Raw genomic sequence first — 21,403 nt, forward strand, 5'->3', positions numbered from 1 at the left:
GGGCTGGGGTGTGGACGCTCGCGGCCCACACCCGAGAACAGCGTCATCAGCGGTGTGGTCATGGCGGTGGTCGCCAGGGCCATGACGAGAAGGATGGTGAAGAGCTCCGGGCCGATCAGGCCGGCGTCCAGGCCGATCTTCATCACGATGAGTTCCATCAGGCCCCGCGCGTTCATCAGCGCGCCGGTGGCCAGACTGTCGCGCCACGAGTAGCCAGCGATGCGCGCGCCCGCAGCCCCACCGGCGATCTTGCCCACTGTGGCCACGCCGAGCACGAGCAGCATGGCGCCGAGCCCGCCGCCGACGAAGGCGTTCGCCGTGGTGCCCAGGCCCGCCAGGGCGAAGAACAGCGGCATCAGCAGCACGATGGAAAACGGTTCGATGCGCTGGGCGAGCGAGTTGAGCAGCTGGTCGTCGCGCGGCAGCGCGGCCCCGAAAAGAAAGGCGCCGAAGACCGCGTGCAGGTGCAGCCATTCGGTGGCCAGCGCGGTGGCCAGCAAACCGATCATGAGGGCCGCGAGCACCGAGAGGCCGGGCTCGCCGTCGGGCGCGTGCTTGCGCAGCCACCACGCGAAGGCGGGCCGCACGACCCAGAAGAGCGTGCCCACGAGCACGACGACGCCGATGCCGATTCGGGCCAGCCCCGCGTAGCCATCGCCCGCGCCCACCAGGGCGACGACGAAGGCCACGAGCACCCAGGCGAACACGTCGACCACGGCCGCGGAGGCCAGCGAGAGTTGCCCGAACCGTGTGTGGGTGAGGCCCTGGTCTTTGAGGATGCGGGCCATCACCGGGAAGGCGGTGATCGACAGCGCCGCGGCGATGAACAGCGCGAAGGGCCAGAAGCCCACACCGGCGGGCGCCAGCGTGGGGTGCAGCGCGGGCGAGATGGCCAGGCCCAGCGCGATCGGCACGATCACGCTCAGGACACCCACCGCGCCGGCGGATCGAAGCTGCTCGCGCACGCCTTTGTGAGCGCGCAGCTCGAGGCCCACGATGAACATGAACATCACCAGGCCCACGGTCGACAGCGCGGACAGACCGGCGAGCGAGGCCTTGTCGAAGATCTGCGCGTGCAGCGAGGGGAACAGCGCCCCCATGACGACCGGGCCGAGCAGCATGCCGGCGGCCATTTCGCCCACCACGCTGGGCTGGCCGAGGTAACGAAGCAGCCAGCCGCAGGCGCGCGCGGTGACCAGGATGACGATGAGCTGGAGCAGCAGAACCGTTGCCGACATGGACGCCTCGTTCGTTGATGCAGCCCGGATGGTACAAGCGCGCGCGGAAAAGCCCGGCGCATTGTTGACGCAATAGAAACAGACTACTCCTGGTTATCGTCTTTATCCGAAGCGAGGTCGTGCCTATAGTTCTTTCCATGGGCTTCCACCTTCGTCTTCTTCATTGCGCCATCGGCGCAGGCGCGCTGCGCGCCGTCTTCCAGGCCGCGGCACCACCGCCTTCCTGACCGCCCCCGCCCTCCTGTTCCTTCCATGGAAATGCCAACCCCGGTTTTCGCCAGGGACGGCCTCGTTCGCCCTCAACTTTCTTTACCCAAGAAAAGACACCATGAAAAAAATCGCCGCCGCAGCCGCTCTTGCAGCACTTGCAGTTCCCTCCTTCGCCCAGTCGAGCGTCACGCTGTATGGCGTGGCGGACATGTTCTATCAGTACGCCGATGGCGCGAACTCGCTGTCCCGCGCGCAATCGGGTGGCCTGGCCGGCAGCCGTTTTGGTCTGCGTGGCACGGAAGACCTGGGCGGTGGCCTGCGCGCAAACTTCACGCTGGAAGGTGGCGTGAACGTGGACGATGGCACCAGCGGCCAAGGCGGCGCGATGTTCGGCCGCCAGGCGCACGTGGGCTTGTCCGGCGCCTTCGGTTCGGTCTCGCTCGGTCGCCAATACACCGCGCTCTACGCCGCCACGAACGACCACAGCCTGTTCACCAGCGCGGCCGCCGGCCCGTCCACCGCACTCATCGGCGGCTTCGGCGGCGGCTACGAGCTGGTGCGCGGTGCGTCGGCCACCGGTGCGCCTCCGCAAGCGGGCGCCACGGGCAACGGTGGTCCCGCGCGGATCAACAACTCGATCAAGTACGAATCCCCGAGCCTGGCCGGCTTCAAGCTGGGCGCGGTCTACGGCATGGGTGAAGTCGCTGGCGCCAGCGGCGACAACCAGGTGATGGAAGCCTCGGTGCGCTACACCGGCCATGGCTTCGACGTGATCGGCTCCTACCTCACCGACGAGGCCCGTGGCGGCATCGGCGTGAATTCGACGGACGCGCGCATTGGCACGCTCTCGGGCGCCTACAACTTCGCGCCGTTCCGCGTGGTGGCCGGCTACATCAACTTCGACGACAAGCGCGTGGCCGATCTCGATGGCGAAGGCGCCTGGATCGGTGTGGACTACCAGACCGGCAAGACCACCTGGAAAGCGCAGTACGTGCTCAACTCGCCCAAGAACCTGAGCAACGCGGACAGCAAGGCCTTTGGCGTGGGCGTGGTGTACGACCTCTCCAAGCGCACGGCCCTCTATTCGAGCCTGACCCGCTTCCGCAACGACGCCAACGCCGGCGCCGGCGGCCTGGGCCGTTTCAACGCGGCCCTGCCGGCCGGCCTGACCTCGGCGGCGGACAACGACATCACCGAGTTCGCCGTCGGCATCCGCCACACGTTCTGAACTTTTTCTGGAAGGCGCCGCTCATACACCCATCTGGTGGCGGCGCCGCCGCAACGTCTCTCCAAGGGTGGTCCATCCCAGATGACTCCACCTTTTTCACAGCCCCTTCGGGGGCTGTTTTTTTTTGCGCGAAGAAGAAGCGCTGGGGTCGCTGAAAAGATGCATAGATTGGATCAATAGTTAACGATAAATTTTTGAATGGATTAAATGGCTGAGGGGGCGTGCGCTGTCACGGATCTGTCAAACGGCGTCGAAATACTGCCCTCATCCCAGTTGCAAGGCCCATCGCCACCCCGGCGCGCAAGGCCTCCATTCCATGAATCCCATCGTCTTGAGCGCAAGCGCCGTGCACCGCAGCTACGGCAGCCATCAGGCATTGCGCAATGTGTCTCTGGAGGTCCGGCGCGGTGAGCGCGTGGCCCTGCTGGGGGCGTCCGGCTCCGGCAAGTCGACGCTGATCCGGTGCCTGTGCGGGCTCGAAACCACCGACCCGGACGGCGGGCGCATCGAGGCCTTCGGCCAGTTGCTGCAGGCCCGGGGCCGGCTCAGCCCGGACATCCGCGCCCTGCGGCGGCGCATCGGCGTGATCTTTCAGCAGTTCAACCTGGTCGGCCGCCTGAGCGTGATGCAAAACGTGATGACGGGCCTGGCCGCGGAGGCGCCGCTGTGGCGCGCACTCGCCGGCCGGTACGACATGAGCGACCAGGCCCGGGCCTTGGACGCGCTCGATGCCATCGGCCTGATGCCTCAGGCCTTCCAGCGGGCGTCCACGTTGTCGGGTGGGCAGCAGCAACGCGCGGCCATCGCGCGCGTCCTATTGCAAGGCGCCGAACTGGTGCTGGCCGACGAGCCGGTCGCGTCCCTGGATCCGCAGTCCACCCACCGCGTGATGGAGCAACTGGCCGCCCTGAACCGCGAGTCGGGCATGACGCTGGTGGTGAGCCTTCACCACGTGGCGCTGGCGCAGCGCTACTGCGATCGCGTGGTGGCGCTGCGCGATGGCGCCCTGGTCTACGACGGCCCCAGCAATGCACTGACGCCGGGTTTCCTCCAACACCTCTACGGCACCGCCGCGGCGGAACTGCTGCACGAGCCCGGCACCGAGGCCCCTGCGCGCGACATGTTCCCACTGGCGCTGGCGGCCTGAGGCCGGCGCCCGCTTCTCTCACACCCCAACCTCCCAAAGGAAATTCCATGTTCAAGCTTCACACCCTGGCCATCGCCGCGCTGTCGCTCGCGGCCACCGTCGCCCATGCGCAGGACATCAACTTCGGCATCATCGCCACCGATTCGGCCTCGACCCAGCGCGAACGCTGGGAGCCCTTCTTCCGCGACATGGAGAAGAAGACGGGCCTGAGCGTCAAGTCCTTCTACGCACCCGACTACGCGGGCGTGATCGAGGCCATGCGCTTCAACAAGATCCAGGTGGCCTGGTACGGCAACAAGTCGGCCATGGAAGCGGTCGATCGCGCCAACGGCGAGGTCTTCGCGCAGGTCATGTTCGCCGACGGCAGCTTCGGCTACAAAAGCCTGCTCATCACCCGCCAGGACAGCCCGTTGAAGTCGTGGGACGACGTGGTGAAGAACGGAAAGTCGCTGAACTTCGGCATCGGCGACCCGAACTCCACGTCCGGCTTCCTCGTCCCCACCTTCTACCTGTTCTCGCAGAACAAGATCGACTACCGCACGGCCTTCAAGACCGCGCGCAACGCCAGCCACGGCGCCAACATCCAGTCCGTGCTGGCCCGCCAGATCGATGTGGCCACCAACAACACCGAAGAGCTGGACAAGCTCAAGGCCAACAAGCCCGAGCTGGCCAGCCAGATTCGCGTGCTGTGGGAAAGCCCCCTGATCCCCAGCGACCCCTTCGTCTGGCGCAAGGACCTGGACCCGGCCGTCAAGGCCAAGCTCAAGGGCTTCATCCTGAACTACGCCAAGACCGACGAGCAGGAAAAGACGATTCTCAAGAACATCTACAACTACGGGGGCTTCCGCGAGTCGAGCAATGAACAGCTGGTGCCGATCCGCCAGCTCGAGCTGTTCAAGGACCGCAGCAAGATCGAGAACGACGCCGCGCTGGATGCCGCGACGCGGGCCAGGCAGATCGCCGACATCGACGCCAGGCTGGCGGCCCTGAAGCTGTGAGCGCCACGACCCTCCCCCGCGCCGCGCCCAGCGCGGCGGCGCTGGATCGACTGAGGGCGCGCGCCGAAAGCGAGCGGCCGGGCCTGCTGACCTACCTGGCGTGGGCCGTGGTGCTGGGCGTGCTGGCCTGGGCCTGGCGCGGCGCGGAGATCCGGCCGCTCGATCTGATCCGCGACGCCGGCAACATCGGCACCTACGCCAGCGACTTCTTCCCGCCGGACTTCCGCGACTGGCGCATCTACGCCAACGAGATGCTGGTCACCGTGCACATCGCCATCTGGGGCACGGTGTTGGCGCTCGTGGCGGCGGTCCCGGCCGGGTTGCTGTGCGCCTCGAACGTGGCACCGCCCTGGGTGTACCAGCCCATGCGCCGCCTCATGGACGCCTGCCGAGCCATCAATGAAATGGTGTTCGCGATGCTGTTCATCGTGGCGGTCGGCCTGGGTCCGTTCGCAGGTGTGCTGGCGCTGGCCATCCACACCACCGGCACGCTCGCCAAGCTCTTCTCCGAGTCGGTGGAAGCCATCGACCCGCGCCCGGTCGAAGGCATCCGCGCCACCGGGGGCCACCGTCTGGTGGAGGTGATCCACGGTGTCATTCCGCAGGTGCTGCCGCTGTGGCTCAGCTTCACCTTGTACCGTTTCGAGTCGAACGTGCGCTCCGCCTCGGTGGTGGGCATGGTGGGCGCCGGCGGCATCGGGGTGGTGCTGTACGAGGTGATCCGCAGCTTCCAGTACGGGCAGACCGCCGCGGTGCTGTTGATCCTGGTGGTGACGGTCTCTCTGATCGACCTGGTGTCGGCCAAGGTGCGAAAACGATTCATCTGAAAAACGCCTTGCCCGTTTCTCATCGAACTTCAAAAAAATGACGGACATCCTTCACACGCCCAGCACCGCGCCGTCCCACTTCGACCTGATCGTCGTGGGCGCCGGCATCGTGGGTCTGGCCCATGCGTACACGGCTGCCAGCCGAGGCCTGAAGGTCTGCGTGGTCGAGCGCGACGCCGCCTGCATCGGCGCGTCGATCCGCAACTTCGGCTTCGTCACGGTCACGGGCCAAGGCGCGGGCAGCACCTGGCGCCGGGCGCGCCGCTCGCGCGAGGTGTGGGACACGGTGGCCCCACAAGCCGGCATCGACGTCCTGCACCGCGGCCTGTACCTCTGCGCGCGGCGACCGCTGGCACGCACCGTGGTGGAAGCCTTCATGCGCACAGAGATGGGTGAAGGCTGCGAGCTGCTCACGCCGGCCGAGGCCCGGCGCCGTGCACCGGTGCTGCGGCTGGATGAAGCGCAGGCCGTCCTGTACAGCCCGCACGACATGCGGGTGGAGTCCCGCACCGCCATCGGCTTGCTGGCCCGCTGGCTGGCCGAGCGGCACGGCGTGGTCTTCCGCTTTGGCGAAGCCGTGCTGGAGGTCGCCACGCCGCGCGTTCGAACCTCGCGCGCCGTGCTGCACGCCGATCGCGTGGCCGTGTGCACCAACGCCGAACTGCACGGCCTGTTCTCCGAGCGGCTGGCCGCTCAAGACTTGCGCCTGTGCCAACTGCAGATGTTGCGGGTCACGCCAGAGGCCGGGTTCCGGCTGCCGGGCTCGGTGATGGGCGATCTGAGCCTGGTTCGCTATCACGGCTACAGCCAATTGCCCGAAGCCGCGCCCTTGCTCGCCCAGCTGCGGCACGAAGAGAGCGAATCGCTGGCCCACGGCATCCACCTCATCGTGGTGCAAAGCGCCGACGGTTCGCTGGTGGTGGGTGACTCGCATCACTACGGCGCGGCACCCGAGCCGTTCGCGCAAGAGCACGTGGACGCATTGATCCTGCGCCACCTTCGCGAGACGCTCCAGCTCCAGCAGGCGACCGTCAGCGCCCGGTGGGTCGGCACGTACCCTTCGTCCGCCACCCGCGACTGCTTCATCGACGCCCCCGACGATGCCACGCGCCTCGTGCTCGTGACCAGCGGCACCGGCGCGAGCACCGCCTTCGGCATCGCCGAAGACGTGTTCGCGGCCTGGTAGCCCCCGTTCGGCCCTCAGGCCAGCTTGAGCCCGATCACGCCAGCGAGGATGAGCGCGATGCACAGCAGGCGCAGCGGCGCGACCGGGTCGCCCAGGAGCGCCATGCCGAGCAGCGCAGCGCCCGCCGCGCCGATGCCGGTCCACACGGCGTAGCCCGTGCCCACGGGCAGCGTGCGCAGCGAGAGCGAGAGCAGCACCACGCTGAACACGCCGGTGGCGACCGTGAGCAGCGAAGGCCACAGGCGCGTGAAGCCCAGCGAGGACTTCATCGCCAGGGCGAAGGCGATTTCCAGCAGGCCGGCGATGCCGAGCAGCGTCCACGCCATGGCGTTCAGGCCTTGGCGGCGGCGGCGGCAGGTGTGGCGCGGAAGGCGACACCGAAGCGGTTGAAGGCGTTCATGAGGCCGATGGCGTAGGTGAGGTCGGCCAATTCCTTGTCGCTGAACTCGGCGGCCGCGGCCGCGTAGTCGGCATCGGGCACGCCGGTGTCGGCCACGCGCGTGACGCTCTCGGCCCAGGCCAGCGCGGCGCGCTCGCGGGGGGTGAACAGGCCACGCGCGTCGTGCCACACGGGCACCAGGGCGAGCTTGTCCACCGCGAGGCCGCCCTTGAGCAGGTCGCGGGTGTGCATGTCGATGCAGAAGGCGCAGCCGTTGATCTGCGAGACGCGCAGGTACACGAGGTCGACCAGGCCCTTGGGCAGGCCGCTTTTCTGGACGCTGGCGTACACGCCGCCAAAGGCCTTGTAACTCTCGGGCGAGACCTGGGCGTATTCGATGCGATTCGGGTTCATGGCGGTTCCTTGAAAGAAAGTTTCGAAGGTCGCCATGGTGCGCATTCATGGCCCATCCAGAAAGAGCCAAGATGCGCGTTTCTCTCTGGGTCATGATCTGGCCCCTTCCGCTACAGCAGCCGCAGGATGCGCGCGCCGAGCTTCTCGGCCACGGCCTCGGTCTCGATGTTCGTGAAGCCGAGCAGCAGGGCCGGCGCCACGGGCGCGTCCATCGCCCAGTCCGACAGCGCCTCGGCGGACAGGCCTTCTTCGCGCAGGCGCGCGGCGAGCCGGCGGTCGGAGCGGCGGGCCTTGAGCCGCAGCACCAGGTGCATGCCGCCGGGCGGGGCGTCGATGCTGAAGTGGGCGCCGAGCACGCGGTCGAGGCCCGCCGTCGCGGCCTCGCGGCGCTGCGCGTACAGCTTGCGCATGCGCTGGATGTGGCGCGCGAAATGGCCTTCGGTGATGAAGCCTGTGACGATGGCCTGCGTGAGCGCGGGACTGCCGCCGGCAAAGACCTCGCTGACCTGCTCGAAGCGCGCCACCTGCGAGGGCGGCACCACCAGGTAGGCCAGGCGGATGCCGGGAAACAGCACCTTGCTGAAGGTGCCCGCGTACAGCACGCGGCCTTCGCGGTCCAGGCTCTTGAGCGCGGGCAGCGGGCGGCTGACGTAGCGGTATTCGCCGTCGTAGTCGTCCTCCACGATCCAGGCCTTGGCGCGCGCGGCCCAGTCCAGCAGGGCCTGGCGGCGCGGCAGCGAGAGCGACACGCACAGCGGGCTCTGGTGCGCGGGCGTCACCACCGCCGCGCGCGCGCGGGGCGCGAGCTTCAGGCCCTGGGCCACCTGCAGACCCTCGCCATCCACCGGCACCGGCACGGGGGTGATGCCCCGCTGGCCGAGCAACTCGCGCGTGGGCGGGTAGCCGGGGTCTTCCAGCCACACGCGGTCGCCCTCTTTCAGCAGGGCGTGCGCGATCAGCTCCATGGTCTGGCGGTAGCCCGAGGTCACGAACACCTGCGAGGCCGAGCAGGCGATGCCGCGCGAGACCTGGAGGTAGGCGGCGATCTCGGCGCGCAGCGCGGGCAGGCCTTGCACCGGCGGGTGCGCCATGTCGGCCGGCTGCATGGCGCGCACGCAGCGCGCGCCCAGGCGCGCCCAGATCTTGCGCGGGAAGGCGTCCAGCGCGGGCAGGCCCAACTGGAACGGCAGGATGGAGTCAGGCCGGAAACCCGCCGCCGCGCTGCCGCTGCGCGGCGGCCGCTCGGGCAGGGCCACGGGCATGCGCGGCTTGAGGCCCGGCGTCACGATGGTGCCGGCCTGGCCCCGCGCCTGGATGTAGCCCTCGGCGCTGAGCAGCGCATACGCCGCCTCCACCGTGCCCCGGGCCAGGCCCAGCTCGGTCATCAGCGCCCGCGCGGACGGGATGCGGTCGCCGGGCTTGAGCACGCCGCTGGCGATGGCGCTGCGAAAGCGCTCGTGGATCTGGCGGTAGAAGGGCTCGGTGGACGACGGGTCCAGCGGCGAGAGGGCGGGTGACGGTCGGTTCGGCATGGCCCAGCCATCTTATCGATTCATGGCTCTTTTCGATGGGCCATGCCGGCCCAAGAATGCCGCCCATGAACATCCTTCACCTCAGCTTCAGCCCCCGTGGCCCCGACTCCGAGAGCCACCGGCTCGCCCTGCGCATCATCGAGCACCTGCAACGCGCCCACCCCACGGCGGCGCGGGTCGAGCGGGCGCTGGGCACCGACGCGCCGCCGCCCATCGATGGCGCGCACGCCACCGCGCTGGGTGCCGCGCAGGCCTCGCCGGCCGAGGCATCGAACGCGGGCACGCTGTCCCTCTCCGAAACCCTCATCAGCGAACTCGAGCGGGCCGACGTGGTGGTGATCGCCACGCCCATGCACAACTTCAGCGTGCCCGCCGCGCTCAAGGCCTGGATCGACCACATCGTGCGCGTGCGCCGCAGCTTCGACGTGGGGCCTCAGGGCAAGCTCGGCCGGCTGCGCGACCGCCCGGTGCTGGTGGCCGTGTCCTCGGGTGGTGCGTTCTCGGGCGAGCGCGCGCGCCAGCCCGACTTCCTCACGCCCTACCTGCGCGCCGTGCTGGCCGTGATCGGCCTGCGCGATGTCACCTTCTTCACGGTCGAGGGCACCGGCGGCGGCGCGGAGGCCGTGGCGCAGGCCCGCGCCCGGGCCGAGCGCGCGCTGCAGGCGCACTTCGACGCGATCTGAACGCCCGCTCAGGCCACCTGCGCCGCCGCGCGCGCCACGCCGTCGCGCAGCCACACGTGCGCCGGGTCGTGGTCGTTGCGGCTGTGCCAGACCGCGCGGAAGGTGGACAGGGCGCTGGGGTAGGGCGGTTCGCGCATGCGCAGTTCGCCGCCTTCGGCCAGGTTGCGCGCGAGCGACGACGGCATGATGGACAGCATGTCCGAGCCGCGCAGCAGCGCGGGAATCGCCAGCGAGTGCGGCACGGTGGCGCGGTAGCGCGGCGCCAGGCCCACGGCGGACAAGGCCTCTTCGAGCGCATGGCGGTCGAACATCTCGGCCTGCCGCGCCAGCCCCCGCTCCAGGATGAAGCCGCCCACCGCGCCTTCTTCCTGCCCACCCACCGACACCGTCACCAGCGGGTAGCGCGCGAGGTCCGCCAGCGCGAGCTTTCGGCGCGAGGCCGGGTGGTCCTTGCGCATCACGATCCGCTCGCCCTGCGTCATGAGCGTGCGCGAGCTCAGGCGCGAAGGCACCTGCGCGAAGATGCCCACCGCGAGGTCGATGCGGCCCACGTCGATCTGCTCCGCGAGGTCCAGCCGCGTGGAGGGGCGCACCACCAGGTCGATGCCCGGCGCCTCCAGCGCCATCAGCCGGCTCAGCTCGGCCACCATCACCGCCGTGAGGTGGTCGTTGGCGGCGAGCACGAAGCGCCGGGTGGAGCGCGCCGGGTCGAACGGCTCCACGCCCAGCGTGGCCTCGATGCGGCGCAGCGCATCGCGCAGCTCGTCGGCCATGGCCATGGCGCGCGCCGTGGGCACCATGCCCTTGGCCGTGCGCACGAACAGTTCGTCGCCCACCACCTCGCGCAGGCGCGTGAGCGCGTGGCTCACCGCCGACTGGCTCAGGTTCAGGCGTTTGCCCGCGCGCAGCAGGTTGCGGTCTTCGTGCACCGCGTCGAACACCTTGATGAGGTTCAGGTCGATGCGTCCGATGCTCATGGCGTGTCCTTGGCGAATTGCATGGCGTGCATTTTGCTCTTGCAAAAACAGCGATTCCATTCAAGTCGATCGATGGCGATCATCCGCACATTCCCCCCTGAAACCCACGGAGCCCACCATGAACACCCTCTCGCGCCGGCGCTTCGGCGCCACCAGCCTGGCCGCCCTGGCCGCCACCGCCTGGCACCCCGCCAGCTGGGCGCAGACCACCGTGCGCCGGCTGCTCGTCGGCTACCCCCCGGGTGGCACGCTGGACCAGACCGCGCGCCGCGTGGCCGAGGCCTGGCGCAAGCAGGGCGCGAGCTTCATCGTGGACAACCGCGCGGGCGCCGCCGGTCGCGTGGCCAGCGCGCAGCTCAAGCGCGAGCGCGCCGACGGCAACACCCTGCTGTGCACCCACACCTCGGCGCTCAGCATCTACCCGCACGTCTACACCAAGCTCATGTACGACGCGGTGGCCGACTTCGTGCCCATCTCGCCCGTGGTCTCGGCCACCTGCGCGCTGGCGGTGGGCCATGCGGTGCCCGCCTCGGTGAAGACACTGGCCGACTACGTGAAGTGGGTGCGGCAGTCGCCCGCCCACGCCATGTACGCCTCGCCCGCCGCCGGCTCGATGGCGCACTTCCTGGGCTTCCAGTTCTCCGAGGCGGCCGGCCTGCAGCTGCAGCACGTGGGCTACCGCGGCTCGGCCCCGGCCATGAACGACCTGCTCGGCGGCCAGATCCCCGCCTACCTCGGCTTCGTGGCCGACTTCCTGCCCTACCTGCAGAGCGGCAAGCTGCGCATTCTGGCCGTGAGCGGCGAGAAGCGCTCGCGTTTCCTGCCGGCGGTGCCGAGCTTTCCGGAGCAGGGCTACGCCGCGCTCACCGGCGTGGAGTCGTACGGCCTCTTCGCGCCGCCCGGCACGCCGGAGGCCACGGTGAAGACGCTGCACGAGGCGGTGACCGCCGCCAGCCGCGACGAGGCCCTGGTGGCCGGCTTCGAAGAGGTGGGCCTGGAGCTGTTCAGCCTCAGCCCCAAGGCCTACGAGCGCTACATCCAGACCGAGCGCGACAAGTGGGGGCCCGTGGTGCGCGCGTCCGGCTTCAAATCCGAGGAATGAAGATGACACCCCAAACCACCGACGACCGCGAAGCCCTCATCCAGCGCAGCATCGCCTTTCTGGACGAGGTCAAGGACATGACCGCCGGCACGCCCCTGGAGCGCTGGCTGAACAGCACGCACGGCCCGGGCAGCGCGCTGTACGAAGACCTCGCCCGCCTCGTGAAAGCCGGCGTGCGCGACGGCTGGGCCGCCAACGTCGAGATCACCGGCCCACACTACCGCCGCAGCCGCATCGCCGAGCCTTCGGAACGCACGCACTGGTTCAGCATCACGGCGGTGGTCATGGACAGCACCGGCAACACGCAGGGCAACCCGGGCCACACCTTTCGCGGCCAGTACCACGCCCACCCCTACGGCGAGCTGAACATGGTGATCCCGCTCAACCCCGGCGCCGCGCTGGCCGGCCCCAATGGCTGGTGCGAAGGCGGCTGGACCGCGCCCGGCCCGGGCAGCCACCACTACCCCGAGGCGCGCGGCGGCGCGGTCATCGCGCTGTTCTACCTGCCCGCCGGGCGCATCGCCTACCACCCGCCGCCGGTGGAAGCGGCCACGGAGAACGCAACGTGAACGGGCCTTCCCTCCAAGACACCACCCGCGTGGTCGATGGCGTGATGCGCTCGCGCCGGACCCTGCGCGCCTTCCGGCCCGAGCCGGTGCCGCGCGCGCTGCTCGAAGAGCTGCTGGCCGTGGCCGCCACCGCGCCGAGCAACTCCAACACCCAGCCCTGGCGCGTGCACGCCCTCGCCGGCGCGCCCCTGCAGGCGATGGGCGACGCGCTGGTGGCCGCCTTCCGCGAGAACCGCCTGCCACCCTCGCCGCATTTCCCCGAGCCCCTGCCCGAGGAACACGCGCAGCGGCAGCGCGATTTCGGCGCGATCTACTACCGCACCCTGGGCATCGCCGTCACCGACATGCCGGCCCGCATGCGCCAGACCGAGAAGAACTTCCATTTCTTCGGCGCGCCGGTCGGCCTGATCTTCACCATCGACGCCCGCCTGGCGCCGCACAGCTGGCTGGACCTGGGCCTGCTGGTGCAGAACGTGATGATCGCGGCCAGCGCGCGCGGCCTGGGCAGTTGCCCGCAGGTGTCGTTCGCGCGTTTCCACCCGGTGGTCGCGCAGCACCTCGGCCTGCGGGAGAACGAACTCACGGTGTGCGGCATGTCGCTCGGTTACCCCGAGCCAGACGCGCCCGTCAACCGCATGGCCATGCCGCGCCGCGAGGTGAGCGAGTTCGTCAGCTTCGAATGTTTCGACGCGCCACCGCGCGCGTGAATGGGCGTGCTCAGCGCGCCGGCGTCACGCGCCAGACGGTGTTGGACAGGTCGTCCGCCACGATCAAGGCGCCCTTGGGGTCCACGGTCACGCCGACCGGTCGGCCCATGGTCTTGCCGTCGCTCTGGAAGCCGGTGACGAAGTCGACCGCCGGGCCGCTGGGGCGGCCGTTGGCGAAGGGCACGAAGACCACCTTGTAGCCCACAGGCTCGTCCCGGTTCCAGCTGCCGTGCAGGCCGATGAACGCCCCCTCGGCGAACGGCGCCGCGGACCCAGGCTGCACGAAGGACAGCCCCAGAGGCGCCGAGTGCGACGGCAGGGCGAAGTCCGGGCGCACCGAGGCCTGGACCTTTTTGTCGTCCTGGGGCTGCACGCGGCGGTCGACGTTCGGGCCCCAGTACGCATAGGGCCAGCCATAGAACAGCCCTTCCCGCACCGACGTGAGGTAGTCCGGCACGAGGTCGGGGCCGAGCTCGTCGCGCTCGTTCACCACCGCCCAGAGCTGCCGGCTGGTGGGCTCGAACGCCAGCGCCGTGGGGTTGCGCAGGCCGGTGGCGAAGGTGCGCGTGGCGCCATGGCTGGCATCGATCTGCCAGACCACGGCGCGGTTCTCTTCCACCGCCATGCCGCGCTCGCCGATGTTGCTGTTGGAGCCGATGCCCACGTAGAGGTAACGGCCCTCGGCATCGGCCGCGAGCGACTTCGTCCAGTGGTGGTTGACCGCCGAAGGCAGCTTGGTGACGCTCACGGGCGCCGCCGTGGCCTGGGTCTGCCCGGCCACGTAGTCGAAGCGCACCAGTTCGTCCTGGTTGGCGACGTACAGCTTGTTGCCCACCAGCGCCAGGCCGTAGGGCGCATTGAGGTCCTTCGCGTAGACCCATCGGCCTTCGTAGGTGCCATCGCCATCGGCATCGCGCAACAAGGTCAGCTGGTCGCCGCCCTTGACGGCGGTGTTGCCCTTGGCCTTGATGATGCCGGCGATGTAGTCCTTGGGCCGCAGGGTCGGCGCACCGCCGCCCTTGCCTTCGGCCACGAGGATGTCGCCATTGGGCAGCACCAGCGACTGGCGCGGGACTTTCATGTCGGTGGCGATGGACTTGATCGTCCAGCCTGGCGGCACGGTGGGCCGGCGCTCGCCCCAGCCGGCGGGTTCCGCGATGCGCATGCTCGGCAGCAAGCCCCGCTGCGGGGGCGGCAGCTCGGGGTTGGCGGGTTGCTGTGCGCCGCTCGCCGCGGCCGCCAAGGCCAGGGTGGTGCCCATCCACAGGGCCCGGGCCGTCATGCCGTCCTCCGCAGAAAACCGGCCAGCCCGCTCGCGCTGGCCGCCACGGCGAGCACCACCACCACGGCCGACAGGATCAGGCCGGCCGGCATCGTGGCCCAGCCATCCTTGCCGTGGATCAAGGCGTTGACGAAGCCGACGACGAAGGTGATCAGCAGCAAGGCCAGATAGAGCAGGCCCCCACGTGGACGTTGGGCCGACGCACGCAGCGCGTCCACGGCGGCCCACAACAGCACCGGGCCGGCGATCAGCAAACCGCCCGCGTTCAGCCACGCGGCGAAGTTGAGCCACTGGATTTCCTGGCTGCCGGCGTAGGCCCAGTCGCTGAGCAGCGCGCCCAGGAAGAGCGGCACGGAGGAGAGGGCGAAGATGGCATGCATTCGGGTATTCACGGTCCAACAGCGGTGTTGCTGAGGCCATGATCGCCAGGGGCTGGGGCAGGTGTCTGTTCGCCACCGAACAGTGCACGATGTCGCTCCGTGGTGTCATGCACGTGGAGGTACATGCCTTGGACGAACTGAGGAGGTGGGTTCCCTACTGCGGCGAGGCACCCGGCCCGGAGGTCTGGCTGAGCCGATGGAACCTCGACCCCGTGCTCGGGGCCGTTCTGTTGCTGGCGGCGCTGGCCCTCTGGCGCATGCCGGTGGGCAGCGATGCCACGCCCCGCCGGCGCCTGAGCCTACGGGGCGCGTGGGCCCTCGCGGTGGTGCTCTACGTGTCGCCGCTGTGCGCGCTGAGCTCGACCTTCTTCACCGTGCGGGTGATCCACCACCTCGCGCTCGTGCTGGTGATGGCGCCCTTGCTGGTGTTCGGCCTGGAGCCCTGGCTGCGGCGCTTGCCGGTGTCGCTCTGGAGCGCCACGGCCATCGCCACCGTGGTGTTCTGGATCTGGCATGCGCCGGCGCCGTACGCGGCGGCCCTGTCGTCGGACGGGATCTACGCGCTGATGCAAGGCACGCTGCTGGCCAGCGCCATGGCGTTCTGGCTCGCGGTGCGTCGGGCCGCGCCGGCCGTGGCGATGGGCGCCGTGCTGGTCACGACGGTGTGGATGGGGCTGCTGGGTGCCTTGATCACCTTCGCCGGGCGGCCGCTGTATCCCCCGCACTTCGCGTCCGCCCTGAGCTGGGGCGTGGCGCCGCTGGAAGACCAGCAACTCGCCGGCATCACGATGTGGGCGCCGGGCAGCATCGCCTACCTGGCCGCGGCGATGTGGATCGGCTGGCGCTGGATGGGCGCCGAACGCGCGCGCGGCGTGCGCGCCGACCTCGCATGAACCTCATTGCCGCCATCGAATGGGCCGAGGGCTACAACCGGCGCGGCCTGTACTCGCCGATCGGCGTCACCTTCCACTGGGTGATGGCGGCGCTGATGATCTTCCAGCTGGCCCATGGCTGGTACCTGGGCTGGCAGCCGGTGGGGGGCGACAAGTACGTCGGTTACCAGACCCACACGCAGATCGGCCTGACGATCATGCTGCTGGGCACGCTGCGCCTGTTCTGGCACAGCCAGCTCAGCGGCCCCGACACCGTGGACGAGACCTCGTTGGCGGGCAAGGCCAGCCGCCTGCTGCAGACCTGGTTCTACGTCAGCTTTTTCGCTTTGCCGATCAGCGGCTGGGTGATGTGGTCCACCTTGCCCAGCGACCTGCAGCTGTCGATCGCGGGCCTGATCCCGTTTCCCAACCTGCCCTTCGATCAGTTGTCCGAGGGCCTGCAGCACCGCCTGATGCAGTGGGCCGCGACCGCCCACTTCTGGATCGTGTGGATCACGGCGCTCCTCATTCCCGGCCATGCCGGGGCGGCCGTGCTGCACTACGTGATCAAGCGCGACCGCGTCCTGCCTTCGATGTTCGACCTCAACGGCCCGGACTCGCCGGGCGTGGTGGGATCCGCGCCAGATAAAGGCCCAGTTGCCTGACCTGCCCGGCATCGAGCTGCTGCGCCACCTCCAACATCCCATGCTTGCCGTCATTGCGCCGTTTCGACCGCTGCCAGTCCTGCAATTGCTGGCTCAGGTAGAAGGCCGGCTGGGCGTTCAGCGGCGGCCCGTTCTCGCTGCCCACGCCTTCGGCGCCGTGGCACTGCTGGCACGCGCGCGCATACAGCGCCGGCGTCGCGGCATCGATGGTTTCCTGCGTGGCGGGTGCCACCGCCTGCGGCGGCAGGGCGGCGTAGTGGTTGGCCACCCGCACGCGTTCGTGGCTGTCGAGAAAACGCGCCACGTCGCGCATCACCTCGTGCGGCCGCAGGCCGGCGGCGTAGTCTTCCATCTGCTTCTGCAGGTAGCCCGCCGGCAGGCCGGCGAGCCGCGGCGCGTCGAAACCATTGCCCTCGCCGCGCACACCGTGGCAGGTCGCGCAGGCGTAGCGCGCGCCGGCTTCGCCGCCGCTCATCGCGATGAGTTCGCCGCTGCGGCTCCAGCGGTCGTCGCTGGGGGTCTTGCGGTCGGTGCAGGCCGTCGTCAGGAGCAGGGCGCACAGGGCCAGCCACAGCCGGCCGGGGTTCGCGGGCCGGTGTGTGTGCAGCAGCGGGTGGGTGCGCATGGAATCTAGATCATCGTTCATGCCGGGCCCCGGCGGCACATTGAGGGGCTATTGCGGCCGCTGGCTGGTGCTGGCCTGCTTCAGCCTGGTGGCCTGCGACGGCCCGCCCGACCGCACGCCGACGCTGGGCGACGCCGACGCCGCCACCGGCCGACGCCTCGTCGCCGACAAAGGCTGCGTGGCCTGCCACACCTTCCCCGACGTGAAGTGGCCGCGCGGCGGGCTCGGGCCCTCATTGCACGGCTTCGCCCGGCAGGGCCTCATCGCCGGGCAGCTGCCGAACCAGCCCGGCGTGCTGATGCAGTTCGTCAGAAACGCGCCCGGGCTGGTGCCCGGGACGGCCATGCCGGCCATCACGATGTCAGACCAGGAAGCCCGCGATGTCACAGCCTACCTCCTCACGCTCCAGTCTCGCTGAGGCCCTGAGCGGCTGGCCCCCGCCCGTGCTCGATCCGCACGGCCCGTTCTCGAACACGGTCACCTCGCTCGCCTGGGTGCTGATCGCGCTCGTCACGCTGATCTTCGTGCTGGTCTGCGCGGCCCTCTGGGTGGCGCTGTACGGCAGCGACGAATTGCGCGCCAGGCTCGGTGGCGAAGGCGTCGTCAGATGGTTCGGGCTCATCGTCCCGACCGGCATCCTCTTCCTGCTGCTGGTCTGGGGCCTGACGCTGGCCGCAGGCATGAGCACCATCAAGGGCGACGAGCTGCGCATGCGCGTCTCGGGCAACATCTACTGGTGGCGCGTGTCCTACCTGGATGCGGCGGGCAACGAGGCGCACGCCGATGCCAACGAACTGCACATCCCGGTGGGCCAGCCGGTGGTGGTGGACATGGTGTCCGAGGACGTGATCCACAGCTTCTGGGTGCCCAAGCTCGGCGGCAAGATGGACATGATCCCGGGCCGCACCAACCGGCTCAAGCTGCAGGCCGACAAGGCGGGCGTCTACGGCGGGCAATGCGCCGAATTCTGCGGCGGGGCGCACTCGCTGATGGGCTTCGTGGTGGTGGCGCACGAGCCGGCCGACTGGCAGCGCTGGCGCGAGGCGCGCCTGGCGCGCCAGCAGCCACCGCCGGCCCCGGCCGCAGCCCCCGTGAACGACGAGGTGCTGCGCGGCCGCCAGCTCTTCGGCGACATGGGCTGCGCGGCCTGCCACCGCATCGCCGGCACGGCCGCGCAAGGCTTGTCGGGCCCCGACCTCACGCACATCGGTTCGCGGCAGTCGCTCGGCGCCGGCATCCTGCCCAACAACCGCGGCACGCTGATCGGCTGGATCGGCGACAGCCAGTCGATCAAGCCCAACAACCGCATGCCCGCCTACCGCTCGCTGCAGGCCGCCGAGCTGCACGCCTTGGCCGCGTACATGGAGTCCTTGAAGTGACGAGCCGGATTCCCTCCGGCGTGGCGGGCGCGCTCGACGACGCGGCGAGCGCGCCGTCGGAAACCGGTTTCGACGCGCGGCTCTACGAGCGTTTTCCCACCAAGGGCCGAAGGCCGCGAGGTGAGCTCGAGGAACTGAAGAAGGTCTGGGAAACGCCCACGGGCTGGCGCGCCTTCAGCGCCGTCAACAACAACTTCATCGGCTTCCTGTTCATCGTCACGGCCTTCGGCTTCTTCGTCGCCGCCGGTGTGCTCTCGCTGGTGATGCGCGTGCAGCTGTCCGCGCCGCTGGCCGGCATCGTGCCGCAGGAGACCTACAACCAGCTGTTCACCATGCACGGCTCGGTGATGATGTTCCTGTTCGCCGTGCCCGCCGTCGAGGCCATCGCCGTGCTGCTGCTGCCGCAGATGATCGGCGCGCGCGACCTGCCGTTTCCGCGGCTGTCGGCGTATTCGTACTGGGCCTACCTGATCGGCGGCGTCGTCTTCTTCTGCTCGATCTTCTTCAGCCTGGCGCCGTCCGGCGGCTGGTTCATGTACCCGCCGCTGAGTTCGGCGGTCTACGCCCAGGGCATCAACGCCGACTTCTGGCTGCTGGGCATCGGCTTCATCGAGATCAGCGCGATCGCCGGCGCCATCGAACTCACCGTGGGCGTGCTGCGCACGCGCGCCCCCGGCATGACGCTGGCGAAGATGCCGCTCTACGCCTGGGCGGTGCTGATCTTCGGCGTGATGATCATCCTGGCCTTCCCCGCGATGATCATGGTGACTTTCCTGCTGGAACTCGAACGCGCCTTCAACTGGCCGCTGTTCGACGCCACGCGCGGCGGCGACCCGCTGCTGTACCAGCACCTGTTCTGGTTCTTCGGCCACCCCGACGTCTACATCATCTTCATCCCGGCCTCGGCGATGCTCTCGACCATGATCGTCACGGTCGCGCAGAAGCCGCTGGTCGGCCACGAGATCGTGGTGCTGGCGCTGATCGCCACCGGCTTCATCAGCTTCGGGGTCTGGGCCCACCACATGTTCACGGTGGGCCTGCCCGGCCTGTCGGCCGGCTACTTCTCCGCCGCGTCGATGGCGGTGGCCATCCCGGCGGGCGCCCAGGTGTTCGCGTGGATCGCCACGCTCGCGGCGGGCAGGATCCAGCGCAACGTGCCCTCGCTCTTTCTCGTCGGCGGCATCCTCATCTTCGTGATGGGTGGCCTCACCGGCGTGATGGTGGGCATGGTCGCTTTCGACGGCCAGGTCCACGACACCTACTTCGTCGTCGCGCACTTCCACTACGTGCTGATCGGCAGCATGGTGTTCCCGCTGTTCGCCGCGTTCTACTACTGGACGCCGATGATCAACGGCCAGCAGCTCTCCGAGCGCGTGGGGCGCTGGGTCTTCTGGCTCAACTTCGTCGGCGTGCACGTCTGCTTCCTGCCCATGCACCTGAGCGGGCTGATGGGCATGCCCCGGCGCGTCGACACCTACCTGCCCGGCCGGTCCATGGAGGTGCCCAACCTGATCTCGACCGTGGGCGCCTTCATCATGGCGGCCGGGGTGCTGCTGTTCCTGATCGACGCCATCCGCTGCTACAGCCGCCAGGGCATGGGCGGCGGCGGGGGGAACGCCCGCAACGTCTACCACGGCGGCACGCTGGAGTGGCTGTCCACCGGCAACTACGGCATCCGCTCCATTCCCGTCGTCAGCTCCCTCGAACCCTTGTGGGCCGATGCCCGGCTGCGCGAGAACGTCGAGGCCGGGCGCTACTTCCTGCCCGGCACCACCACCGGCGCGCGCGAGACGCTGATCACCAGCAGCTCGCGCGCCGAGCCGCAGTACGTGCAGATCATGCCCGGGCCCGCCTGGTCGCCGCTGCTGGCGGCGCTCTTCACCGCCGGCTTCTTCCTGCTGCTCACGGTGAAGGCCTTGACGCTGAGCGCGATCTGCGGCGTGCTCACCATCGTCTGCGTGATGCGCTGGGTCTGGCACAACGACCGGCACATCCCGCAGAAGCAGGTGGACGCGGGCGGGGGCATCCTGCTGCCCACCTACGTGACCGGCCCGCAATCGCACGGCTGGTGGGCCGCGGTGCTGCTGGTCATCGTGCTCGGGATGATCTTTCTGATGGCGATGTTTTCCTACCTCTACCTGTTCGGCGCCCACCCGGACTGGTGGCGCATCTCCGCGCCACGCGGCGCGCTGGCGCCTGGCCTGCTGCTGCTCGGCGCCTCGGCGGGCCTGGCCTACGCGGCCCGGCCCTTGCTGGCGAGGTTCAAGCGCGGCAGCGGGCTCAGCGCCGCCACCATGGCGCTGAGCATGGTGTGCCTCGTCGCGGCACTGGCGGTGGACAGCCTCGACTGGTGGAACGCCGGGCTGCGCGGCGATGCCAGCGGGCAAGGCGCGGCCATCTACGCCATGTTGGCGTGGCACAGCTCCATCGTGCTGGCGGTCGCGCTGTCGGCCGTGTACTACCTGGCGCGCTGGATGCGTGGCCTGGCGCCGGGCCCGGCCAACAAGACCCTGGAGGCGCTGCGCATCCTGTTCATGTTTGCCGCGTGCGAAGGCGCGGCCGGCCTGCTGTTGCCGCGCGTGCTGCCGTGGGGTGGCCTGTGAAGGCGCTCCAGCCATCGAGCGGGCGGCCGATCGTCACGGCCCTGGCCATCTGGTTCGCGCACTTCATGGTGATCTGGGCGGCGAGCGAGATCTGGCCGCACCAGTGGATGGCCAACGCAGTGGCCTGGGGCGCCACGGCGATCGCGCTGCTGGCCGTGGGCGTGCACGACGTCCGACTGAAAGCCCGACACGCCGATGGCCGCCTGCCGGGCTGGAGCTACCGCATCGCGCGAGGGTCCACCGCCATTGCCACGGCGGCGGTGGTGTTCAGCGCATTGCCTTCGGTGGTGTTTCTGCCCTGAGCGGCAAAACTTGCAGACCTCGGGGAACAGGCCGGGCACCGCGCCCAGGGCAGACGGGCGGGCACGCCAACTGCCGGAGACCCTGTGGGCGCCACACA

23 protein-coding genes are annotated in these 21,403 nt (G+C 69.5%); 15 read left to right on the forward strand and 8 right to left on the reverse strand.

From position 1 onward, the window contains the following. Positions 1-1,238, reverse strand: a 1,238-nt coding sequence (locus tag AC3WPZ_RS20675; RefSeq protein WP_492441285.1) for a cation:proton antiporter, incomplete at its 3' end; no start/stop codon positions are given. A 328-nt stretch (positions 1,239-1,566) separates the two neighbouring features. Between AC3WPZ_RS20675 and AC3WPZ_RS20680 the strand changes: the two genes are divergently transcribed. From AC3WPZ_RS20680 to AC3WPZ_RS20700, 5 genes are all read left to right on the forward strand, one after another. Further along, the gene (locus tag AC3WPZ_RS20680; protein ID WP_382152545.1) at positions 1,567-2,676 is read left to right on the forward strand and encodes a porin; all 1,110 of its coding nucleotides are present in this window, start codon (positions 1,567-1,569) and stop codon (positions 2,674-2,676) included. A 316-nt stretch (positions 2,677-2,992) separates the two neighbouring features. Continuing rightward, entirely contained in the window at positions 2,993-3,823 is an 831-nt protein-coding gene (gene phnC / locus AC3WPZ_RS20685) for a phosphonate ABC transporter ATP-binding protein (protein WP_444688823.1), read from the forward strand. A gap of 47 nt (positions 3,824-3,870) precedes the next feature. Then, positions 3,871-4,821, forward strand: coding sequence for a phosphonate ABC transporter substrate-binding protein (gene phnD, locus AC3WPZ_RS20690; RefSeq protein WP_492441288.1), 951 nt, complete (start codon positions 3,871-3,873; stop codon positions 4,819-4,821). Positions 4,822-4,862: 41 nt separating this feature from the next. Continuing rightward, a complete protein-coding gene (gene phnE / locus AC3WPZ_RS20695) occupies positions 4,863-5,648 on the forward strand; it encodes a phosphonate ABC transporter, permease protein PhnE (protein ID WP_382163808.1) in 786 nt (261 codons plus the stop codon). A 37-nt stretch (positions 5,649-5,685) separates the two neighbouring features. Further along, on the forward strand, positions 5,686-6,834 hold the full coding sequence (locus tag AC3WPZ_RS20700; protein WP_492441290.1) for a TIGR03364 family FAD-dependent oxidoreductase: 1,149 nt from the start codon (positions 5,686-5,688) through the stop codon (positions 6,832-6,834). A 14-nt stretch (positions 6,835-6,848) separates the two neighbouring features. Here the strand turns inward: AC3WPZ_RS20700 and AC3WPZ_RS20705 are convergent, their stop codons facing one another. The 3 genes from AC3WPZ_RS20705 to pdxR all read right to left on the reverse strand — a co-directional run bounded on the left by AC3WPZ_RS20705 (position 6,849) and on the right by pdxR (position 9,159). After that, positions 6,849-7,160, reverse strand: a complete 312-nt coding sequence (locus AC3WPZ_RS20705; RefSeq protein ID WP_492441292.1) for a DMT family transporter — start codon at positions 7,158-7,160, stop codon at positions 6,849-6,851. A gap of 5 nt (positions 7,161-7,165) precedes the next feature. Further along, a complete protein-coding gene (locus AC3WPZ_RS20710) occupies positions 7,166-7,627 on the reverse strand; it encodes a carboxymuconolactone decarboxylase family protein (protein WP_444688820.1) in 462 nt (153 codons plus the stop codon). Between the two features lie 110 nt (positions 7,628-7,737). After that, positions 7,738-9,159 carry a MocR-like pyridoxine biosynthesis transcription factor PdxR gene (pdxR, locus tag AC3WPZ_RS20715; RefSeq protein WP_492441294.1) on the reverse strand — a complete coding sequence of 474 codons (1,422 nt, stop codon included), beginning with the start codon at positions 9,157-9,159 and terminating at the stop codon, positions 7,738-7,740. A 65-nt stretch (positions 9,160-9,224) separates the two neighbouring features. On the opposite strand from pdxR, the gene AC3WPZ_RS20720 reads away from it, so the two are divergent. Continuing rightward, the gene (locus tag AC3WPZ_RS20720; protein WP_492441296.1) at positions 9,225-9,842 is read left to right on the forward strand and encodes an FMN-dependent NADH-azoreductase; all 618 of its coding nucleotides are present in this window, start codon (positions 9,225-9,227) and stop codon (positions 9,840-9,842) included. Between the two features lie 8 nt (positions 9,843-9,850). On the opposite strand, the gene AC3WPZ_RS20725 is transcribed toward AC3WPZ_RS20720, so the two are convergent. Continuing rightward, entirely contained in the window at positions 9,851-10,819 is a 969-nt protein-coding gene (locus AC3WPZ_RS20725) for a LysR family transcriptional regulator (RefSeq protein WP_492441298.1), read from the reverse strand. Positions 10,820-10,937: 118 nt separating this feature from the next. On the opposite strand from AC3WPZ_RS20725, the gene AC3WPZ_RS20730 reads away from it, so the two are divergent. From AC3WPZ_RS20730 to AC3WPZ_RS20740, 3 genes are read left to right on the forward strand one after another with little or no spacing between them, the layout of a single operon-like run. Then, entirely contained in the window at positions 10,938-11,921 is a 984-nt protein-coding gene (locus AC3WPZ_RS20730; RefSeq protein WP_492441300.1) for a tripartite tricarboxylate transporter substrate-binding protein, read from the forward strand. Next, on the forward strand, positions 11,918-12,490 hold the full coding sequence (locus AC3WPZ_RS20735; protein WP_492441303.1) for a 4-hydroxylaminobenzoate lyase: 573 nt from the start codon (positions 11,918-11,920) through the stop codon (positions 12,488-12,490). Before AC3WPZ_RS20730 ends, AC3WPZ_RS20735 begins: the two co-directional genes overlap by 4 nt. Beyond that, complete coding sequence (locus tag AC3WPZ_RS20740) at positions 12,487-13,197, forward strand: nitroreductase (RefSeq protein ID WP_492441305.1); 711 nt, start codon at positions 12,487-12,489, stop codon at positions 13,195-13,197. The genes AC3WPZ_RS20735 and AC3WPZ_RS20740 overlap by 4 nt, the downstream gene beginning before the upstream one ends. Before the next feature lie 10 nt (positions 13,198-13,207). Here the strand turns inward: AC3WPZ_RS20740 and AC3WPZ_RS20745 are convergent, their stop codons facing one another. Continuing rightward, a complete protein-coding gene (locus AC3WPZ_RS20745) occupies positions 13,208-14,479 on the reverse strand; it encodes a PQQ-dependent sugar dehydrogenase (RefSeq protein WP_444688815.1) in 1,272 nt (423 codons plus the stop codon). Continuing rightward, on the reverse strand, positions 14,476-14,859 hold the full coding sequence (locus AC3WPZ_RS20750; protein WP_492441308.1) for a hypothetical protein: 384 nt from the start codon (positions 14,857-14,859) through the stop codon (positions 14,476-14,478). Before AC3WPZ_RS20750 ends, AC3WPZ_RS20745 begins: the two co-directional genes overlap by 4 nt. A gap of 128 nt (positions 14,860-14,987) precedes the next feature. Between AC3WPZ_RS20750 and AC3WPZ_RS20755 the strand changes: the two genes are divergently transcribed. Then, positions 14,988-15,752, forward strand: a complete 765-nt coding sequence (locus tag AC3WPZ_RS20755) for a cytochrome c oxidase assembly protein (RefSeq protein WP_492441310.1) — start codon at positions 14,988-14,990, stop codon at positions 15,750-15,752. Then, on the forward strand, positions 15,749-16,396 hold the full coding sequence (locus AC3WPZ_RS20760; protein ID WP_492441312.1) for a cytochrome b: 648 nt from the start codon (positions 15,749-15,751) through the stop codon (positions 16,394-16,396). Before AC3WPZ_RS20755 ends, AC3WPZ_RS20760 begins: the two co-directional genes overlap by 4 nt. Here AC3WPZ_RS20760 and AC3WPZ_RS20765 read toward each other — a convergent pair. Beyond that, entirely contained in the window at positions 16,335-17,021 is a 687-nt protein-coding gene (locus AC3WPZ_RS20765; RefSeq protein WP_492441314.1) for a c-type cytochrome, read from the reverse strand. The two genes, AC3WPZ_RS20760 and AC3WPZ_RS20765, sit on opposite strands and share 62 nt — an antisense overlap. Between AC3WPZ_RS20765 and AC3WPZ_RS20770 the strand changes: the two genes are divergently transcribed. The 4 genes from AC3WPZ_RS20770 to AC3WPZ_RS20785 are packed head-to-tail and all read left to right on the forward strand — an operon-like array spanning position 17,020 to position 21,305. Next, on the forward strand, positions 17,020-17,439 hold the full coding sequence (locus tag AC3WPZ_RS20770; RefSeq protein WP_382325802.1) for a c-type cytochrome: 420 nt from the start codon (positions 17,020-17,022) through the stop codon (positions 17,437-17,439). The genes AC3WPZ_RS20765 and AC3WPZ_RS20770 overlap by 2 nt on opposite strands. After that, positions 17,402-18,400: a cytochrome c oxidase subunit II gene (gene coxB / locus AC3WPZ_RS20775; protein ID WP_492436274.1), complete on the forward strand. Its 999-nt coding sequence runs from the start codon at positions 17,402-17,404 to the stop codon at positions 18,398-18,400. The genes AC3WPZ_RS20770 and coxB overlap by 38 nt, the downstream gene beginning before the upstream one ends. After that, positions 18,397-21,003: a cbb3-type cytochrome c oxidase subunit I gene (locus tag AC3WPZ_RS20780; protein WP_492441316.1), complete on the forward strand. Its 2,607-nt coding sequence runs from the start codon at positions 18,397-18,399 to the stop codon at positions 21,001-21,003. The genes coxB and AC3WPZ_RS20780 overlap by 4 nt, the downstream gene beginning before the upstream one ends. Beyond that, positions 21,000-21,305, forward strand: coding sequence for a hypothetical protein (locus AC3WPZ_RS20785; protein ID WP_492441318.1), 306 nt, complete (start codon positions 21,000-21,002; stop codon positions 21,303-21,305). Before AC3WPZ_RS20780 ends, AC3WPZ_RS20785 begins: the two co-directional genes overlap by 4 nt. Positions 21,306-21,403 lie beyond the last annotated feature (98 nt).

The organism is Hydrogenophaga sp. FW305-3-2-15-A-LB1, assembly GCF_058787875.1.

Excerpts from the sequence above, each read along its gene's own strand:
- AC3WPZ_RS20680 (WP_382152545.1), top strand. The coding sequence starts at position 1,567 with ATGAAAAAAATCGCCGCCGCAGCCGCTCTTGCAGCACTTGCAGTTCCC.
- phnC (WP_444688823.1), top strand. The coding sequence starts at position 2,993 with ATGAATCCCATCGTCTTGAGCGCAAGCGCCGTGCACCGCAGCTACGGC.
- phnD (WP_492441288.1), top strand. The coding sequence starts at position 3,871 with ATGTTCAAGCTTCACACCCTGGCCATCGCCGCGCTGTCGCTCGCGGCC.
- AC3WPZ_RS20700 (WP_492441290.1), top strand. The coding sequence starts at position 5,686 with ATGACGGACATCCTTCACACGCCCAGCACCGCGCCGTCCCACTTCGAC.
- AC3WPZ_RS20705 (WP_492441292.1), bottom strand. The coding sequence starts at position 7,160 with ATGGCGTGGACGCTGCTCGGCATCGCCGGCCTGCTGGAAATCGCCTTC.
- AC3WPZ_RS20710 (WP_444688820.1), bottom strand. The coding sequence starts at position 7,627 with ATGAACCCGAATCGCATCGAATACGCCCAGGTCTCGCCCGAGAGTTAC.
- pdxR (WP_492441294.1), bottom strand. The coding sequence starts at position 9,159 with ATGCCGAACCGACCGTCACCCGCCCTCTCGCCGCTGGACCCGTCGTCC.
- AC3WPZ_RS20720 (WP_492441296.1), top strand. The coding sequence starts at position 9,225 with ATGAACATCCTTCACCTCAGCTTCAGCCCCCGTGGCCCCGACTCCGAG.
- AC3WPZ_RS20725 (WP_492441298.1), bottom strand. The coding sequence starts at position 10,819 with ATGAGCATCGGACGCATCGACCTGAACCTCATCAAGGTGTTCGACGCG.
- AC3WPZ_RS20730 (WP_492441300.1), top strand. The coding sequence starts at position 10,938 with ATGAACACCCTCTCGCGCCGGCGCTTCGGCGCCACCAGCCTGGCCGCC.
- AC3WPZ_RS20735 (WP_492441303.1), top strand. The coding sequence starts at position 11,918 with ATGAAGATGACACCCCAAACCACCGACGACCGCGAAGCCCTCATCCAG.
- AC3WPZ_RS20745 (WP_444688815.1), bottom strand. The coding sequence starts at position 14,479 with ATGACGGCCCGGGCCCTGTGGATGGGCACCACCCTGGCCTTGGCGGCC.
- AC3WPZ_RS20750 (WP_492441308.1), bottom strand. The coding sequence starts at position 14,859 with ATGCATGCCATCTTCGCCCTCTCCTCCGTGCCGCTCTTCCTGGGCGCG.
- AC3WPZ_RS20760 (WP_492441312.1), top strand. The coding sequence starts at position 15,749 with ATGAACCTCATTGCCGCCATCGAATGGGCCGAGGGCTACAACCGGCGC.
- AC3WPZ_RS20770 (WP_382325802.1), top strand. The coding sequence starts at position 17,020 with ATGGAATCTAGATCATCGTTCATGCCGGGCCCCGGCGGCACATTGAGG.
- AC3WPZ_RS20765 (WP_492441314.1), bottom strand. The coding sequence starts at position 17,021 with ATGCGCACCCACCCGCTGCTGCACACACACCGGCCCGCGAACCCCGGC.
- coxB (WP_492436274.1), top strand. The coding sequence starts at position 17,402 with ATGTCACAGCCTACCTCCTCACGCTCCAGTCTCGCTGAGGCCCTGAGC.